This is a genomic window from Lentzea sp. HUAS12, assembly GCF_024125735.1.
GTDB classification, from domain to species: Bacteria; Actinomycetota; Actinomycetes; order Mycobacteriales; family Pseudonocardiaceae; genus Lentzea; species Lentzea albida.
This window is the reverse complement of the sequence record NZ_CP099738.1, coordinates 9,432,839-9,448,562: the sequence shown is the minus strand read 5'-3', so window position 1 is coordinate 9,448,562 and position 15,724 is coordinate 9,432,839. Positions and strand designations below refer to the sequence as shown.

Genomic DNA, 15,724 nt, shown 5'->3' with positions numbered 1-15,724 from the left:
CACCCCTGGAGATGTCAGGCGGGCATCAGCACCGAGTCGATGAGGTACACGGTGGCGTTGGCGGTCTTCACGCCACCGCAGATCACGTTGGCGTCGTTGACCTTGATGGCGTTGCCCGAGCCGGTGACCTTGACGGTGCCGGTCTGCACGGTCTTCTGGTCGCCGGCGATCTTGTCCGGGGTGATCTGGCCGGGCACGACGTGGTAGGTCAGGATCTTGGTCAGCAGCGCGTCGTCGGTCTTGAGCGTCTCGATCGTCGCCGGGTCGATCTTCGCGAACGCGGAGTCCACCGGCGCGAAGACCGTGAACTCGGCACCGTTCAGCGTCGACACCAGGTTGACCTTCGGGTTCAGCTTGCCGGACACCGCGCTGACCAGCGTCGTGAGCAGCGGGTTGTTGCTCGCGGCGACCGCGACCGGGTCAGCGGCCATGCCCGAGACGGAGCCGGCACCGGACGGGACCTGCTTCGCGTAGTCGGCACAACCGGGACCGACCAGGTTCGCGGCCGGGTCGGCCATCGCCGACGACGACGCGGTCGTCGTGGGCGCGGCGGCGGTGGACGAGGAGCCGCTGCTGGCCATGTCACCCGAGCCGCACGCCGCACCGAACAGGGCGAGAGCGGCCGTGCCGACGGCGAGAACGGTGTTGCGGACGGTCTTGTTCATGACGAGACATCTCCAAGGAGGTGAACGGGAGACTTGCTGCTCGTGATTCGCCGCCCTCACGGGAACGGATGGGTGCGGTTACCGATCCGTTACGCGACTTCCCGCGGAACGCTCATGACCAGCACAAAGCCGGACCGGGCCACCCTCGATCCACAGTAGACGATCGACATCGCCCACTTCCCCTGCTGTCAGCGTTTCCGCGACACCGACCGCCGGCCTCCGCGACTCAGGCCACCGCGATCGCGAGAACGGGCTTCGTCGTGGGAGCAGGCGAGCCGCCACTCGGTTCGACGGTCAACGCGAACGCCCGCGCGTCGGCAAGCCCGTCGGCGACCAGGGGTTCTCCCCGCAGCAACCCGGCCGGACGCGGGTCACCGGTTCCCACCACCCACAACTGGTAGTCGCGGTCCGCGGCCAGAGGCGGCAACCCGTTCGCGAGGAAGACGGCCTTGCTGCGGCTCGGCGAGATCACCACCGTGGCCTTGCCCCCGCCGGCGCCGGGCTCGCTCAGAACCTTCGCGTCAGGAGCACTCAGCAGGTCCGAGACCTGGCTGTAGCCGACGGCCGACTGCTTCAGGTCGTCGAGCTCACGACGGTCCTGCAGACCCTGGACACCGACGACCACGGCCACCAGCACACTGGCCGCCGCCGCGAGCACGCTGGTGCGGACCAACCACCGGTTGCGCGCCGGCAACGCGGCTGTCGGCTGCACGTGGACAGACACCTGCGGAGGCAGCTGGCGGGTGGCAGCGGCATCGGCCAGCACCTGCGCGCGCAGGTGCTCCGGCGGTGCGATCTCGGCCACCGTCCCCAGCACGGCCGCGGTGGCCAGCAGCTCGGCGGCCTCCTCGGCGCACGACGAACAACCATGCAGATGCGCCTCGAACTCGGCCCGTTCGGTGTCGCTCAACGCGTTCACCGCATAGGCGCCCACCAAAGTGTGCGGATCCACAGTCGCGCTCACACCGTCACCCCCAGGCAGTCGCGCAACCGGATCAGGCCATCGCGCATCCGGGTCTTCACCGTGCCCAGGGGAACGTCGAGCAGGCTCGCCACCTCCGGATAGCTGTACCCCTGGTAGTAGGCCAGCTGCACGGACTCGCGCTGCAGCTCGGTCAGAAAGCCCAGGCACCGCCTGACCTTGCGCTGTTCGAGACGTTCGGTGACCTGTTCGACCACCTCGTCGAACGGCGTCGTGGCGCCCAGCACAGCGACCCGCTGGTCGCGGTCGGCCGCCGCCTGCGCCGACCGCACCCGGTCCACCGCACGCCGATGCGTCATCGTCAGGATCCAGGTCATCGCCTTGCCCCGCTCGGGATCGAACCGGCTCGCGGTCCGCCACACCTCGAGCATGACCTCCTGGAACACCTCCTCCGACTGAGCCTGATCCCGCAGCACCCGCCGAACAAGCCCGAACACCGCACCCGACACCGCGTCGTACAACTGCCCGAACGCGGTCTCGTCACCGCGCGCCACCTGCAGCAGCAGTTCGTCAGCGCTCGCCTTCGCCCCGGGATCTCCGGTGTCGAGGGAGACAACTGATCGCGGCTGATCTCGTTCCAGCACAGAACTCCTCAGTTTCGGCCTGCCCGGCTTCGTTCCGGGGCGCGGCCCAGCCGACTGGACAGGGCACGCCCCACACCGACGAGGCCTACGAAAGGTGACCCGCATCGCGCCGAAGAGCAGTGGGAAATCGCGACTCTACGAGGTTCCGCACACGGACTCCAATCGCGGAGCAGCAACACCATCGGGTGAAGTCACACTCTTGACACCGATCAGATCCGGCTTGTGAACGCCGTGCGTCGTCGCGTTCCTTCGTGGCAGCCCGGTAGCGCTGGCGTGGCCTCGACCGGTTCCGCAACGTTCCGCTGTTCCCGCACTCTCAGCGCTGCTGAGGCCCACACGATCCGCGAAAGCCCGAGCAACCCGGCACCACCGGACGACAGGCAAGCTCTGACCAGCAGCGCCCTGGGTTCCTGCTCCTGAGATGCGAAAGCATCCGCTCAGGGAAGCTGGCCGACTTCGTACTCGCCATCACCGAACGCCGCCGTGGTCTTCACAGACTTGCCCGTGCCGCCGATCCCAACGACGTAGATGAAGTAACTGGGCCGGAGCACATGTCGGCGAGATCAAGGCTGTAGGCGCCCATTACGACCCCTGCGGCAGCAGAGACCCAGCTTCCACTCCGAATAGTTGCACCAGAAAGTACCACAGCACAGCAGACGGAACTCCCAGACAGAAAAACCCGAAATCCCCGGACTGAACACACCCATGAATCGCACAAAAGGCCAGACCCATAACCGATACCATCAGAACCACGGAGCATTATTTCGAACGACCACTCAAATATGCACGGGAAGACGGATCGACCACCTTTTGGCGAACGTCCCGGAAGCTGAACACCAAAGCACCTACTCTGACGTCCCGCCTCGCCTACACGGCGACATGCTTGAAGCATGCATCAGACCAATAGGCACGTCCGCCGCGCACGACATCCATCCAAACCGGTAGTAGTACGGTAGCTGAGACAACCAGACACATGAGAGAGCTCAGGCGAACCCTGAGACGCGATCACATCGTCCAGGCAGTTCAGGACACCAATGCAGAGACGAGCAAGACCATCTGGAACCCGCCAGGATCCGTTCACACCGAATAGGTCACTGGTTCGATCTCAGTACCGCCCATTGCAGGTCAAAGGCCCGGAACCGAATCCGGTTCCAGGCCTTTGAGGTTGATGCAAGCAGCAAAGCACAGCAGCGGCTCAGAAATTCAGGCTCTCACTCAACTGCTGGAGCGCCTTCCTCGTCTCGTCGTCGGAGACCTCGGTGTAGATCTCCATCGTCACTCGCATATTCGCGTGCCGCAGGATCCGCATGATCACGCTCGGATGCACGTTCAGCTCCGCGAGCAGAGACGCACAGCTACGCCGGCCGTCGTGCACCGTGATTTCGGAACGCCCGCCTTCTCGCACCGACGGTCCCACGACCGGTTGAAGTTCCGCGGCTCGATCGGAGTGCCGTGACGGGTGGTGAAGAGCAGGCCGCTCTCCTGCCACGCCACGTCAGCCTCCGTCCTGTCCACCTCGCGCTGCTTGCGCCGGAGCCGGATCGCGGTACCGGCGATCGACGGGATGGGCAGCACGTCGTCGGAGGTGGCCGTCTTGGTCTCGCGGTGCAAGAGGCGACCACCGACCCGCCGCAGCTGGTAGCCGATGTCGAGAACCTGCTCAACCTCGTCGGAGGCGTCGGTGGGCAGGCCCAGCACCTCCCCCTACGCATCGCCATCGCGATGACCAGGACGTACGCCGAGTAGAACGGGTCGTCGTCCTCCATCGCGGACACCAGGAACGTCTTGGCCTCCGCAGTCGTCCACCTCCGCTTCTGCTGGCGTTCGCCGGAGCGCTTGACCTTCACCAGCTTCATGACGGTGCGCTTGATGAGCTCCTCGACCATGGCGTACGTCAGGGCCGACCGTGGGCAAGCCCGGATGTCGTTGAGCGATCGCAGCGTCAGCAGCTCGTTGCAGCACTTCCCCATAGCACAGCAGCGCCGCTTCTCCTCCGGCCGGCGCGCGTCCTTGCCCTGCTTGCAGCACTGGCAGGTGCGGGCGAGCTTGTTCATCCAGAGCTGCCCTTCACGGACGCTGAAGTTCAGCTCCTTCTCCCCCAAGGACGGCTCGATGTGCACCCTGACGCACGTCTCGTAGGTCTTGTGCGTGAGCGGAGCCAGACTGGGCTTGACGATCTCGTCCAGCCACCAGGAGAGGTACGGCCACCTTGGGCACCGCCGTGTTCACAGGGCTCCTACAACCCCGGCGGCGACCCGACCTCCGCCGGCACCCACGACGGTGGTGGGGCCGTGGACATCGAGGTTGACGACATGCCCCCCGCGACCCGCACCGCCGCTGTCCGCGCACTGCGGCAGGTCGGCTTCGCCGCTTGGCTGCGCAGCCCGTCGCAGGGCGACTGGCCGTGGCACATCCACGGCGTGGCGATCAACGACACAGACCAGGCCGCCCAGGCCCGCAACCAGGTCGGTGACCACTACCTCGGGTTCAACGGTCTCGCCAACCACGGACCCGACGACGGGCCTCGCGTCGCGATCCGCACTTGGGAGGAGTACCAGCGTTCACACTGAACCCCGCACCATGTGTGCGGCGGACAGCTCCGCCGACAACGCAGCCGCGGAAAGCCTCAACGCCTCCTTCACGCGCAAGACGATCCAAGGCACCCGGAGTTGGGGCAGTGAAGAAGCACGCCTGGCTGTGCCGGCTGGGCAGACCGCTCCGGGGGTGAAGTCCCATGCGGGCTTATGAGCGGTTCTGCCAAGGTTGGCATCATGCGCGCGGTGGACCAACTCGGCTCGCCTGCCTTGATGCCCTTGTGGAAGGCCGTGCACGACCGGCTTTCGTCCGGACGTCAGGTCACCAGGGTGAAGGCCGGTCCCCTTGATGAGGAGCAACGGTCGGCTGTCGCCGATCTGCTGGGAACGGATCGCCTGCCGGGCGAGTACGCGACGGTGTCGATGGCCGCGCTCGACGAGTTGCTCATGTCCGCGGTGGGTGCCGGGGCGCGCGAGGTTGCCGTGGCCCTGCTGGGACCGTTGGGCGACCGAGCCGGGGAGCGGGCGCTGGCCGATGTCTCCCGCTCAGAGCTGTGGACGTGGCTGGACAGCCACGTGGTGGTGACCGCCCAGCCGGCGTTGAAGGGGTGGGTGGACTCCGTTCGGCGGGCAGGGCTCGTCGCCGGTTCCGTCGAGCGCACCAGGAACGAGCTGGATCGCGCCTTGCGAGTGCTCGCCGCACTGCCCGCGGCGGGTGTGCCTCTGCCAGTGCTCGCGGAGAACCTGCTCGGTGATCCGCACGCCCTGGACGAGGGAACGCGGAGCGCGGGGCTGGTGTTGCGGGCACTGGCGGAGTTGCACGACGTGGAGCTGCCGGGGAACGCTCAGGAGCGTCGGGCGCTGTGGGAGAGCGTCGGAGTGGTCGAGGACGAGCTGTCGTCGGTCGTCTTGGCCGCCGGGCTGAGGTTGAGCGGTGTGGGCGGCCAGGTCCTGCGGGTGTGCGCCGACGAGGGGCACGTCGCGGCACTGACGTTGGCACAGCTGCGGGCCACCTCGTTCGCCGGCGCGCCGCAGGAGGTGTGGGTCTTCGAAAACCCGAGCGTGCTCGCGGTGGCGGTTGCCCGGCTCGGACCCTCGTGCCCGCCGATGGTGTGCACGTCGGGGTGGCCCAACAGCGCGGTGATCGCTCTGCTTCGCGGGCTGGCCGCTGAAGGGTCCACGCTGCGCTACCACGGCGACTTCGACGGCGAGGGCGTGCGGATCGCCGCACACGTGATCGCCCGCACCGGGGCCAAGCCCTGGCGCATGGCGACTGAGGACTACCTGGGGGCGTTGGGTGACGGCACACCGGTGGGACGGGTGACCGAGGCGCCCTGGGACGACGGGCTGGCCACCGCGATGCGCGAGCACGGGTCGGCGGTTCCGGAGGAGCGGGTCACCAGTCACTTGTTGGACGAGATCGAGCGACGCGGGCGGGCTGTCGGTGGTCTGCCGTAGCGTGCTCAGCTGAAAGGGAGGAGGGGGTTTTGGCTGCCATGCGTGTGCCGCCGGAGATGTTCCGGTTCACCACGGGCGAGCGGGCGGAGCTGTACGTCGCGATCCTGCACGCGTTCGGCGAGGCCAACGAACGCCTTGAGACCGCTCTCGGGCTGGACGACGTGCGGTCGAGACTTCGAGCTGTCGGTTGGCTCGATCCCCTTGACGACCAGGATCTCATCGACGCGCTGGGCAGCCTGCGCGGCTGGGGGTTGCTCGACGTCACCCAGAACCACGCCGAGAACTACCGGACCGCCGACGAGTACGAGCGGCGCAACATCCAGTACTCGCTGACCAGGCGAGGTGAGGCCGCGCTGGCCGGGGTGATGCACGCGATGGGCGTGCTGGCCTCGACCGGAGCACTGCAGACCGCAGTGATCGACGCGATCGCGGACCGGCTCGCTGAACTGGCCGTGCACCTCGGTGCTCCCGCCACGCCGGATCGCCGGGTCTTCAGCACGCTGGTCGAACTCGAAGGTCACCTGGAAGCCTTGCGAGGCAACACGAAGCAGTTCAACGGCGCACTCCAGCGCCTGCTGCGCACCGAGGGTGCTGACCAGGACACCTTCCGCGAGGTCAAGGCGGCGACCGTGGCCTACCTGCAGGAGTTCACCACGAACCTGGAGCAGCGCACGCACACGATCGCCAACCGGATCGCCGTGGTCGAGGACTACGGCGTGCCTCTGTTGCACCACCGGGCGTTGCTCGGCGCAGAGCTCCCGCCCACCGAGAGCGACGGTGCGGACGTGGCGTGGCTGGAGCTGCGTCGGGCCAGATGGGAAGGGCTTCGGGCGTGGTTCCTCCCGCTGGACGGCAGCACACCGCGTGCCGAGCAGCTGTTCGCGGTAGCTCGGCGCGCGATCATCGCGTTGTTGCAGGTCCTGGATCGGATCACCGAGTCCCGGCGCCGTTCGACCAGTGCGGCGGCCGACTTTCGCGAACTGGCCCGCTGGTTCGCCGCGGCACCGTCGGAGGAAGACCTGCACCTGCTGTGGGCCACGGCTTTCGGCTTCGGTTCGGCCCGGCACGCTCACCTCGCACACGCCGATCCCGAACTGATCAGCTCGTCGGCAGGGTGGTCCGAGGCAGCGCCGGTGGAGGTGTCCGCGCTCCTGCGCAGTGCGGGCAGGACGGAGCGGTTCAGCCGCACCGGGCAAGTGCGCGACGTGGCGAAGGTCAAGGCGGTGCGTGCCGAACGGGCTCGCGCTGAGCGGGCCGCGCTGAAAGCCGCCTGGGACCGCCTGGACACCGGAGGTGGTATCCGGCTCTCCCGGTTTGCGCAACTGGAACACGAGGTGCTCGAACGACTGCTGGAGTTGCTCGGACGAGCTTTGGGCACGGCACCGGACCAGCACGGCGTCCACCGGGCCACCACAGGCGACGGACGGGTGGAAATTGTGCTGACTCCACCGCGAGAGCACCGGGAGCACGCCGTGATCCGGAGTCCGCGCGGGGTGTTCATCAGCCCGGACTACGACGTCGAGATCCGCACACCGGGTCGCCGCACCACACGTCCCCTGGAAGCTGGGACCGGATGAGCAACCTGGCGAACCAGCTGGTCATCGCCGAGCGCGAGGAGGTCGCGCGAGCGATTCGCCTGCTCCTCGCCGCACCGCTGATCAGTGCCAGGAGCGCACCGGAGACCTTCGACCTCGTGCGCAGACGGCGGGACCCGGTCGAGAAGTGGTTCGACTACTACTGCGGGTGGTCGGTGGTGGTCGAGCCGCGCCTGGGATATGCCCGGCTGGCCAAGGTCAGGCTCGCCACCGACCCCACCCGTCCGGCACGACGGCACCGTGCCGGACGTGCCCCGTTCGACCGCCGCCGGTACACGCTGATGTGCGTGGTGGCCGCCGAGCTGCTGGCGGTTCCGGTCACCACCATCGGGTTGCTGGCGGACCGCGTCGTACAGGCCTGTGCCGCGGACCCGGCCGTGCCGCGGTTCGACACGTCCAGTCGCGCCGAACGCATGGCGTTCGTCGACGCGCTGCGCCTGCTCGAATCGTTCGGCGCGGTCGAGGTGGTGGACGGCGCCACCGACGCATACGTGGACTCCGCCGCGGCGAAGGTCCTCTACCGGGTGGACGCCACCCTGCTCATGCGCCTGCCGGCGGCTCCGGTCGGCGCCTCGCAGGTGGCGGTACCCGCCGACGAGGTCCCGTTGCGCTTCCCGGAGCTGCTGACCAGGCTGTCCCGCGAACGGCGTTACGGTGACGCCGACGACGAGGTGTCCGACGTGCGGCGCAACCTGCGGTTGCGGCACTCGGTGTTCCGCAGGCTCGTCGAGGACCCGGTCGTGTACCGCGACGAGTTGATGCCCGCGGAACTCGCCTACCTGGAGTCCCCGACCGGTGGCCAGCTCCTGCGCCGGGCCGCCGACCAGGCGGGTTTCCTGGTCGAGGAACGTGCCGAGGGCGTCATGCTGGTCGATCCTGACTGCCTGGCCACCGACAGCCGTTTCCCGGACGACTCGAGCAACGCCAAGGTCGCCGCCCTGCTGCTCCTGGACGGCATCGCGTCCGCGCCAGGACCGGTCGCGGTGGAACAGCTGCACGGCGAAGCAGACGCGCTGCTGAGCCGATTCCCCAAGTGGGCCAAGGGCTATCGCGGCGAGAACGGTTCCGGCCGACTGGTCGCGGACGCACTGGACGTGCTCGTCGCGTTCAGCCTCGTCCGGGTCGGCGGCGGGCTCGTGCGAGCCCGTCCCTCGGCCGCCCGCTACGCGGTGACCCGGACCAGCACCGACGACGTCGAGGACGAGCCATGACGGTGACCGAACTGCCGAGCGCCACCGCCGTCACCAGCGCGGAGCGCGAAGCGGTTGCCAGGTGGGCACCGGAGCGCGCCGGGATCTTGAACGTGTGGCGCTACTACGACGAGGTCTTCCGATTCCACAAAGGACGGTTGCTGCTGCGCGGTCCCAACGGGACCGGCAAGTCGAAGGCGCTGGAACTGCTCCTGCCCTTCCTGTTCGACGCGAACCTGCGCGCCAACCGGCTCTCCACGTTCGGCACGTCCGAACGCACCATGCACTGGAACCTGATGGGAGACGGCGCGTCCGGCACCACCAGGGTCGGCTACGTGTGGCTGGAGTTCCGCTTCCCCGGTGCGAACGGCTCGCCGGACACGTGGTTCTCCTGCGGCGCACGACTGGCCGCGACCAAGCACACCACCACCGTGCACCCGGACTACTTCACCACCGACCTCCGCATCGGTGTACAGAACGGCCTCTCGCTCACCGACCAGCACGGCGCTCCCCTCACCACCAAGGCACTGGAAGCCGCGCTGGGCGAGCAGGGGGTGCTCCACCAGAACGCCGCGGACTACCGGACCACCGTGCGCTCGACCCTGTTCCACGGGTTGAGCGAACAGCGTTACGACGCACTCATCACCGCCCTGCTCCAGCTCCGCACACCCAAGCTGTCGCAGCGGCTCGACCCCACACTGCTGTCCACGCTGCTGTCCAAGGCCCTGCCGCCCCTCGGCGAGGCGGAGATCAGTGATCTGGCCGAAGGCTTCGAACGCCTGGACCGGCAACGTGAACAGCTCAACCGCATGGACGCGGAGGTGGAGGCGGCACAGCGCCTCGGTGCGAGGCAACGCGCGTACGCCCAGCGAGTGCTGCGCGCCGCGGCGGCGAAGCTGATCTCCGCGACGACCGAGCTCGGGAAACTGGCGGAGGCCGCGAAGCTCTCGGCCGAGGAGCACGAGATCGCGGCGCGACGCAAGGAAGAGGCCGAAGAGTTCGAGGACCAGCTGGAACGGCGGATCGTCGAGACCGACGGGCGGGTCCAAGGCCTGATCGGCAGTGAGGCGTACCGGAAGGGTGAGCAGCTCGACCGGCTGCGAACACAGGTCCGCCAGGCGCGCGCGGCGGCGACGAGGAGGCGTGCCGACTCGACCAGCCAGCGCGAGACCGCCAAGTCCGATCAGGAGGCCGCGGACGCCGCCGCCAGACACGCGGAGGCGCGGGCACGGACCACCGCGGAGCTGGCCGAAGGCGCCTCGGCCGACGCCACCCGCGTCGGGCTTGCCTCCGTCCACGCGGAGATCACCCGAACCATCGCCGATCCCTCGCGGTCGCGGGCCCTGCTGCGCGCCGCGGTGCAGGCACGGGGTGAACAGGTGGAAGCCGTGCGCGTCGCGCTGAGCGAGCACGGGGCCGCCGTCGCGGGCAGGGAGGAAGCGGAGCAGGCACTCGACGAAGCCAGGCAAGCACTCGCGGAGGCTGCTGAACGGCGCGCAGTGTCGAGCGACCGCCGCACTGAAGCGCTCGCGAAGTTGCAAGCTGCCATCGTGACCTGGGCGGTGGGCTGCCGCGAGCTCACCTTCATCGAACCCGGCGCGCTGGCGGGCCTCGCCGCGGCGGAGACCGCCCTGCTGGCCCAGGTCGACGCCGTCGCCGGCCGCGTGCTGGACGCCATCACCAGAGAGGAGACCCTGGTCGACACGGCGCGGGAAGCCGCCGAACGTGAACGGGGTGCTTTGCGCGAGGAGGTCCGTCGGCTGCTCGCCGAACAGGACCTGCCTCCCCTGCCACCACACACCCGCACCACCGACCGCGCGAGGATGAGCGGTGCGCCGCTGTGGCGGCTGGTCCGCTTCGCCGACGCGGTGCCCGAGCAGGTCCGTGCGTCGGTGGAGGCCGCACTCCAAGCATCGGGCCTGTTGGACGCCTGGGTCGGCCACGACGGCGCGATCACCGGGCACGACACGTTCGCCGTGCCCGGCTCCGTACCCGCGGCGCCGGGCCGGTCGCTCACCGAAATCCTCGTGCCCGAGCCGGACACCCCCGTGGCCACCGACGTCGTCACCCGCCTGCTGAGCGAGGTGGCCTACGGGGAACAGCCACCGGACGGGCACCCGGCGGCGATCGGCGCCGATGGCGGCTGGCGGCTGGGCACCCTGGGCGGCACGTGGCAGAAGGACGAGCCCGCGCACATCGGCGCGCTCGCCCGGCAGCGGGCCAGGCAGCGCCGGTTGACCGAACTGCGCGAACGGATCGCCACGTCGGAGGAGCTGATCGAGACGCACACCGCCGCGCTGCGAACGCTTGCGTCACGCAGGTCGGCCGTCCAAGCCGACCGGGACGCGCGGCCCGGCCACGCCGACGCGGACGCGGCCCTGGAAGCGCTCACCCGGGCCGAGGCCGCGGTCTACAGCGCCGATGGCGTGGTCCGGCGCTCGCTGGACACGCTGTCGAAGCGCGAGCAGCGCGTGGACCGCGCACTGCGCGATCTGGCCGCGGCCGCGGCCGAGCACCGGCTGCCCACCGAGCGAAAGGCGCTCAACGCCGTGGCGGACGCCGTGAACGCCTTCCGCGCCGCCGCCGACGCGTGGATCGACGAGCACGCCACCCTGATCGCGACGCGTCGCGAAGCCGACCGGACCGCCGAACAAGCACAGCGTTCCAGGCTCGCCGCCGAGCAGCGAGAGGACGAGGCGGACGAAGCCGAAGCCGTCGCCAGCAGACTGGACAGTGAGCTGGACGCGGTCGAGGGCACCATCGGCGTCGATTACCGGAGCGTGCTCGACGAACTCCGTGCCCTGCGGATCGAGCTCGACCAGCTCAAGCAGCAAGCGAGCAGGACCCGCAAGGAGATCGGCACCCTGGCCGAGCGGGTGGGCGAACTGACCACCCGGCGCGCCACCGACGCGCAGGTTCGCGACAGTGCCATCAGCGTGCGCGACCAGGCGGCAACCCGCTTCCGCCACCTGGCGAACGGCAGCTTTCCAGCGGACAGCGGCTTGCACGACCTTGTTGCGTTCACCGAGGCGCTCATGACGTCCCCCGGTGTGCGGTCGGCTCTCGACGCGGCGAGAACGGTCGCGGCCGCGTGGCCGACGCTGCCCCACTCACCGAAGAACATCGGCGACGCCGCACATCGGCTGGCCGAGGAGGTGCACGCGTCCCGTGAGGTGCTCGGCGGTCGCGCCGACCTCGAACTCGACTCCGATGAGGACGTCCAGGTCTTCTCCGCGATGGTGGACGGAATGCGCATCGGTGCGTCGGCGCTGCTCGACCGGCTTCGATCCGACGCCGAGCGCAGCCGTGAAGACATCACCGCCCAAGAACGCGAACTGTTCGACCGAACCCTCACCGGCGACACCCGCCGCCACCTCGCCGCCCGGATTCGGCAGGCGCACGAGCTGGTCGACGGCATGAACGCCCGCTTGGAGCGCGTGCGCACGGCGTCCAAGGTGGCGGTGCGGCTGGTGTGGGAAGTCTCCCCGGACCTTCCGGCCGGCACGAAGGCGGCGCGCGACCTCCTGCTCAAGGACCCTGTGCGGTTGAACGACGCCGATCGCGAGTCGCTGCACCGGTTCTTCCGCGAGCGCGTGGAGCAGGCCAAGGCCGACGAGTCCGCCGCAGGCTGGGAACAGCAACTGGGGCAGGTGTTCGACTACACCGCCTGGCACCGGTTCGTGGTGAAGCTCGACCGCATGAACGGCACGGGCTGGCAGCCGTTGACCAAGAAACTTCACGGAGCACTTTCCGGCGGCGAGAAGGCGATCGCTCTGCACCTGCCCCTGTTCGCCGCCGTGGCGGCCCACTACCAGGCAGTCGCCCGAGCACCGCGGGTCATCCTGTTGGACGAGGTCTTCGTCGGCGTCGACACAGTCAACCGCGGCCAGGTCTTCGAGTTGCTGTCCGCGCTCGACCTGGACCTGGTGCTCACCTCCGACCACGAGTGGTGCACCTACCGTGAGCTCGACGGCATAGCGATCCACCAGCTGATCACGGGTGGCGACGGAGAAGAGGCCGTGACCACCGCCCGCTTCGTGTGGAACGGCACCGAGATACTCGACGAGAGTGAAGAGGAGGACGGCTGAAGTCCCCGAGCTCGACTCTTCCTCTTGCGCCACAGGACGCCCAGGTCGGCGACGAAAGTACGTCAGCCGTGGGAGCACGCCCTGGGAGCGGATTGGGAGCAGCTTCGTGCTCTGGATGCGCCAGAACGGTCCTCAACGAACCTGAACGGAGCCGCGCCCACTGCAGGAGTCGCGTTTCTGCAGGTCAGCGCGATCCCATCGCCATAGTTCACACCGAAGAGGTCACTGGTTCGATCTCAGTACCGCCCATTGCAGCGAAGTACAGCAGCGGGTCAGATGTTCAGGCTCTCGCTCAGCTGCTGGAGCGCCTTCCTCGTCTCGTCGTCGGAGACCTCGGTGTAGATCTCCATCGTGACCCTCATGTTCGCGTGCCGCAGAGCTCCCGGATCCGGTCCGCGATCTCGGTGGCCTCGAGCACGTCCGGGAAGTGCGCGAGGTACGTGGCATCGGTGTCCAGCAGATAGGTGACAGCGGTGTGCGGCACCGCGTAGCCGTCGGGGTCGTCCGGGTCGGCCTTGCGGGTCGCGAAGACGCGGAACGCGGTGCGCGCGGCCTCGGTCGCCTCCGTGTTGCCGGTCAGTCCCAGGAAGCGGGGGTAGTCCGTTTCCAGGAAGGCCCGCATGACCTCGGGGGTGTCCCGGTCCGGATCCACTGAGACGTACAGCGGCTGGATCCGGTCGGCCAGCGGCCCGAGGTCGTCCAGCACGGTGCTCAGCTTCGTCAACGCCGTCGGGCAGACCATCCGGCAGTGGGTGAAGCCGAAGAACACCAGCTGGTATTGGCCGGTGAAGTGCTGTTCGGTGACGGCGTTGCCGTGGTGGTCGACCAGGTCGTAGCGGGGGACGACGTTGGGATTCATGTGTTGCTCCAGGACATGTCGACGTCGGTGTGGCCGCGCAGGTCCAGCGTCAGCCGGAGCTCGTCGCCGGTGCGCCTGAGTTGGAGCCGGTGCCCGGTCGCGGTCACCGTGGTGTCGTCACCGTTCGCCACGACGACGCCGTCGACCGCCAGCGTCCACTCTCCCCGGTCCCACACCCGTGACAGCGCCAGATCCGTTGTGGTGCTGGACAAGCCGTGTCGCGGACTCGCGGTCAGCTGGAGGCGGCGAACGTCCTCGTGGTACCAGGCGCGCCGGATGTCGACCGAGTCGCCGATCTCCGTGAGCGCGGGCCTGGACCGCTCGCGGTCGGTCCACGGACGTTCGAAGAGCGTGCGCAGTCCGTCGGCCACGTTGAGGCGCGCGTAGGGGAACGTGGCGTTGCTGACCACAGGTGGCATGAGGACGAACTTGCCGTTCTCGTCATAGGTCTCGTCACGCCGCGGGTAGTGGAGCCCGCCGTTCTCCCACTGCGGGTTCATGTACCTGTCCGCGTGGGCGAGGAGTCCGTCGACGACCTCCTGGTCGCCCATCTCCGACGCCCAGGCGGCCAGCCAGCCCATCTCGCCGAGGGTGCCCAGGCCCGCGTACACGTCGGTTCCGGGGATCCGGGAGAGGTCGCGGACGGAGATCAGACCGTCGTCGGCCCGGTCGAGCCACTGCTCGATCGAGGTCCCGTAGGTGGTCCGGACGAGCTCGGGGCGCCACATGTTCATGAGCATGCCGAGCCAGCCGTCGGTCCAGGCGAGGTCGCGATCGACCAGCACGTCGTTCGGCAGCACCTCGTTCTGCTGCACGACGTAGCTGTGGAAGTGACCGTTGGCGTTGACGCTGCCGCCGAACCTCTCCCACGCCGCGAGGTAGCCGGTGGTGACCTCCTCGGCGGTCTTCCCGCCGTAGATGTGGTCGTGCAGCCGGAAACCGAGGATCGGGACCTGGTTGCAGATCTGGAACACGCAGTACGGCTCGCAGGCGACGCCGAGGTAGCCGTTCTCGACCATGTTCCAGTAGATGCGCTCGTTCAACGTGCGCTGGTCGTACTCGAAGCTCTCGTGGCGGTCCTTGCCCCACAGGACGGGCCGCATGCTGAACGTGAGCGAGCCGGGCTGTTCGTAGGTGCGGTCGTCGAACAGCATCGTGTACATGAGCGTCATGACCTGCAGGTAAGCGCTGTACATGATGTTGTCCACCGCGACCGGGTCGGTCCGGCTCGGCAGCCGCGGCAGGTCGAAGGGCCCGAACCCGCCCTGGGTGCTGGTGTCGCGCCAGTAGCTCCACGCGTCGGGCTCCAGCATCTTCTTGATGAGCCGGTCGAGCTGGCCCTGGAAGACGGCGGGTGCGGCGGGCAGGCGGTGGTAGTGGGCGAGCGCCATCGCGAGGCTCATGTACCCCAGCTGGTAGCGGTAGGAGCTGAAGTCCTCCTGGAACGGCACCGGTCCCGCCATGTGCCGCCAGTCCCCGCGCGCGAGCCGCGAGAGGTTGTCGACGTGGCGGATGTGCCCGACCTGCTCGTCCGAGAGCAGCGGTACCTGCCGACTCCCGAGCACCGCCGGCGTGGCGGATTCTCCGATCGTGGTCCTCATCGACACTCCTCGTTCGCCGCGCACGCGGGTGCGTTTCGTCATTGTCGTCAAGGCTGACCGGGTGCAGAAGTGGACATCGGTCGCGACCTGTGAGCCGGTCCGACGACACTTGTCGACCGGGAGGGACCACCGCGGCCCACACCGGTCGACCCCACCCGACGGTGACGC

The 15,724-nt window shown here is 68.6% G+C and carries 12 protein-coding genes and 1 pseudogene; 6 read left to right on the top strand and 7 right to left on the bottom strand.

The genetic code is table 11. The features are described 5' to 3' along the window. Positions 1-14: 14 nt before the first annotated feature. The 5 genes from ND450_RS44490 to ND450_RS44470 all read right to left on the bottom strand — a co-directional run bounded on the left by ND450_RS44490 (position 15) and on the right by ND450_RS44470 (position 3,929). Positions 15-665, bottom strand: a complete 651-nt coding sequence (locus ND450_RS44490; RefSeq protein ID WP_089913299.1) for a fasciclin domain-containing protein — start codon at positions 663-665, stop codon at positions 15-17. A 226-nt stretch (positions 666-891) separates the two neighbouring features. Continuing rightward, on the bottom strand, positions 892-1,629 hold the full coding sequence (locus ND450_RS44485) for an anti-sigma factor (RefSeq protein ID WP_253323938.1): 738 nt from the start codon (positions 1,627-1,629) through the stop codon (positions 892-894). Beyond that, the gene (locus ND450_RS44480; protein ID WP_256557414.1) at positions 1,626-2,231 is read right to left on the bottom strand and encodes a sigma-70 family RNA polymerase sigma factor; all 606 of its coding nucleotides are present in this window, start codon (positions 2,229-2,231) and stop codon (positions 1,626-1,628) included. Before ND450_RS44480 ends, ND450_RS44485 begins: the two co-directional genes overlap by 4 nt. A gap of 1,195 nt (positions 2,232-3,426) precedes the next feature. Beyond that, positions 3,427-3,606 (bottom strand): hypothetical protein, encoded by a 180-nt coding sequence (locus tag ND450_RS44475; RefSeq protein WP_253328155.1) that lies wholly within the window; start codon positions 3,604-3,606, stop codon positions 3,427-3,429. Beyond that, on the bottom strand, positions 3,561-3,929 hold the full coding sequence (locus ND450_RS44470; protein WP_253328166.1) for a hypothetical protein: 369 nt from the start codon (positions 3,927-3,929) through the stop codon (positions 3,561-3,563). The genes ND450_RS44475 and ND450_RS44470 overlap by 46 nt, the downstream gene beginning before the upstream one ends. A gap of 171 nt (positions 3,930-4,100) precedes the next feature. Between ND450_RS44470 and ND450_RS44465 the strand changes: the two genes are divergently transcribed. The 6 genes and pseudogenes from ND450_RS44465 (at position 4,101) to ND450_RS44440 (ending at position 13,096) form a co-directional block, all read left to right on the top strand. Next, entirely contained in the window at positions 4,101-4,370 is a 270-nt protein-coding gene (locus ND450_RS44465) for a hypothetical protein (RefSeq protein ID WP_253323937.1), read from the top strand. Between the two features lie 89 nt (positions 4,371-4,459). Beyond that, a pseudogene (locus tag ND450_RS44460) lies at positions 4,460-4,801 on the top strand (peptidoglycan-binding protein); the annotation flags it as partial. Positions 4,802-5,002: 201 nt separating this feature from the next. Next, the gene (locus tag ND450_RS44455; protein ID WP_253323936.1) at positions 5,003-6,223 is read left to right on the top strand and encodes a TIGR02679 family protein; all 1,221 of its coding nucleotides are present in this window, start codon (positions 5,003-5,005) and stop codon (positions 6,221-6,223) included. Positions 6,224-6,252: 29 nt separating this feature from the next. Beyond that, positions 6,253-7,800, top strand: coding sequence for a TIGR02677 family protein (locus ND450_RS44450; RefSeq protein WP_253323935.1), 1,548 nt, complete (start codon positions 6,253-6,255; stop codon positions 7,798-7,800). Next, entirely contained in the window at positions 7,797-9,029 is a 1,233-nt protein-coding gene (locus ND450_RS44445) for a TIGR02678 family protein (protein ID WP_253323934.1), read from the top strand. The genes ND450_RS44450 and ND450_RS44445 overlap by 4 nt, the downstream gene beginning before the upstream one ends. Then, entirely contained in the window at positions 9,026-13,096 is a 4,071-nt protein-coding gene (locus ND450_RS44440) for a TIGR02680 family protein (protein ID WP_253323933.1), read from the top strand. Before ND450_RS44445 ends, ND450_RS44440 begins: the two co-directional genes overlap by 4 nt. A 358-nt stretch (positions 13,097-13,454) precedes the next feature. Here ND450_RS44440 and ND450_RS44435 read toward each other — a convergent pair whose 3' ends face one another. Together ND450_RS44435 and ND450_RS44430 are read right to left on the bottom strand one after the other, a co-directional pair. Further along, positions 13,455-13,955: an SCO family protein gene (locus ND450_RS44435; RefSeq protein WP_253323932.1), complete on the bottom strand. Its 501-nt coding sequence runs from the start codon at positions 13,953-13,955 to the stop codon at positions 13,455-13,457. Continuing rightward, positions 13,952-15,556 (bottom strand): hypothetical protein, encoded by a 1,605-nt coding sequence (locus ND450_RS44430; RefSeq protein ID WP_253323931.1) that lies wholly within the window; start codon positions 15,554-15,556, stop codon positions 13,952-13,954. Before ND450_RS44430 ends, ND450_RS44435 begins: the two co-directional genes overlap by 4 nt. Positions 15,557-15,724: the final 168 nt, after the last annotated feature.

What these genes read in the sequence shown, in the direction of transcription:
- ND450_RS44490 (WP_089913299.1), bottom strand. Translation starts at nt 665, where the DNA reads ATGAACAAGACCGTCCGCAACACCGTTCTCGCCGTCGGCACGGCCGCT.
- ND450_RS44465 (WP_253323937.1), top strand. Translation starts at nt 4,101, where the DNA reads ATGAGCTCCTCGACCATGGCGTACGTCAGGGCCGACCGTGGGCAAGCC.
- ND450_RS44455 (WP_253323936.1), top strand. Translation starts at nt 5,003, where the DNA reads ATGCGCGCGGTGGACCAACTCGGCTCGCCTGCCTTGATGCCCTTGTGG.
- ND450_RS44445 (WP_253323934.1), top strand. Translation starts at nt 7,797, where the DNA reads ATGAGCAACCTGGCGAACCAGCTGGTCATCGCCGAGCGCGAGGAGGTC.
- ND450_RS44440 (WP_253323933.1), top strand. Translation starts at nt 9,026, where the DNA reads ATGACGGTGACCGAACTGCCGAGCGCCACCGCCGTCACCAGCGCGGAG.
- ND450_RS44435 (WP_253323932.1), bottom strand. Translation starts at nt 13,955, where the DNA reads ATGAATCCCAACGTCGTCCCCCGCTACGACCTGGTCGACCACCACGGC.
- ND450_RS44430 (WP_253323931.1), bottom strand. Translation starts at nt 15,556, where the DNA reads ATGAGGACCACGATCGGAGAATCCGCCACGCCGGCGGTGCTCGGGAGT.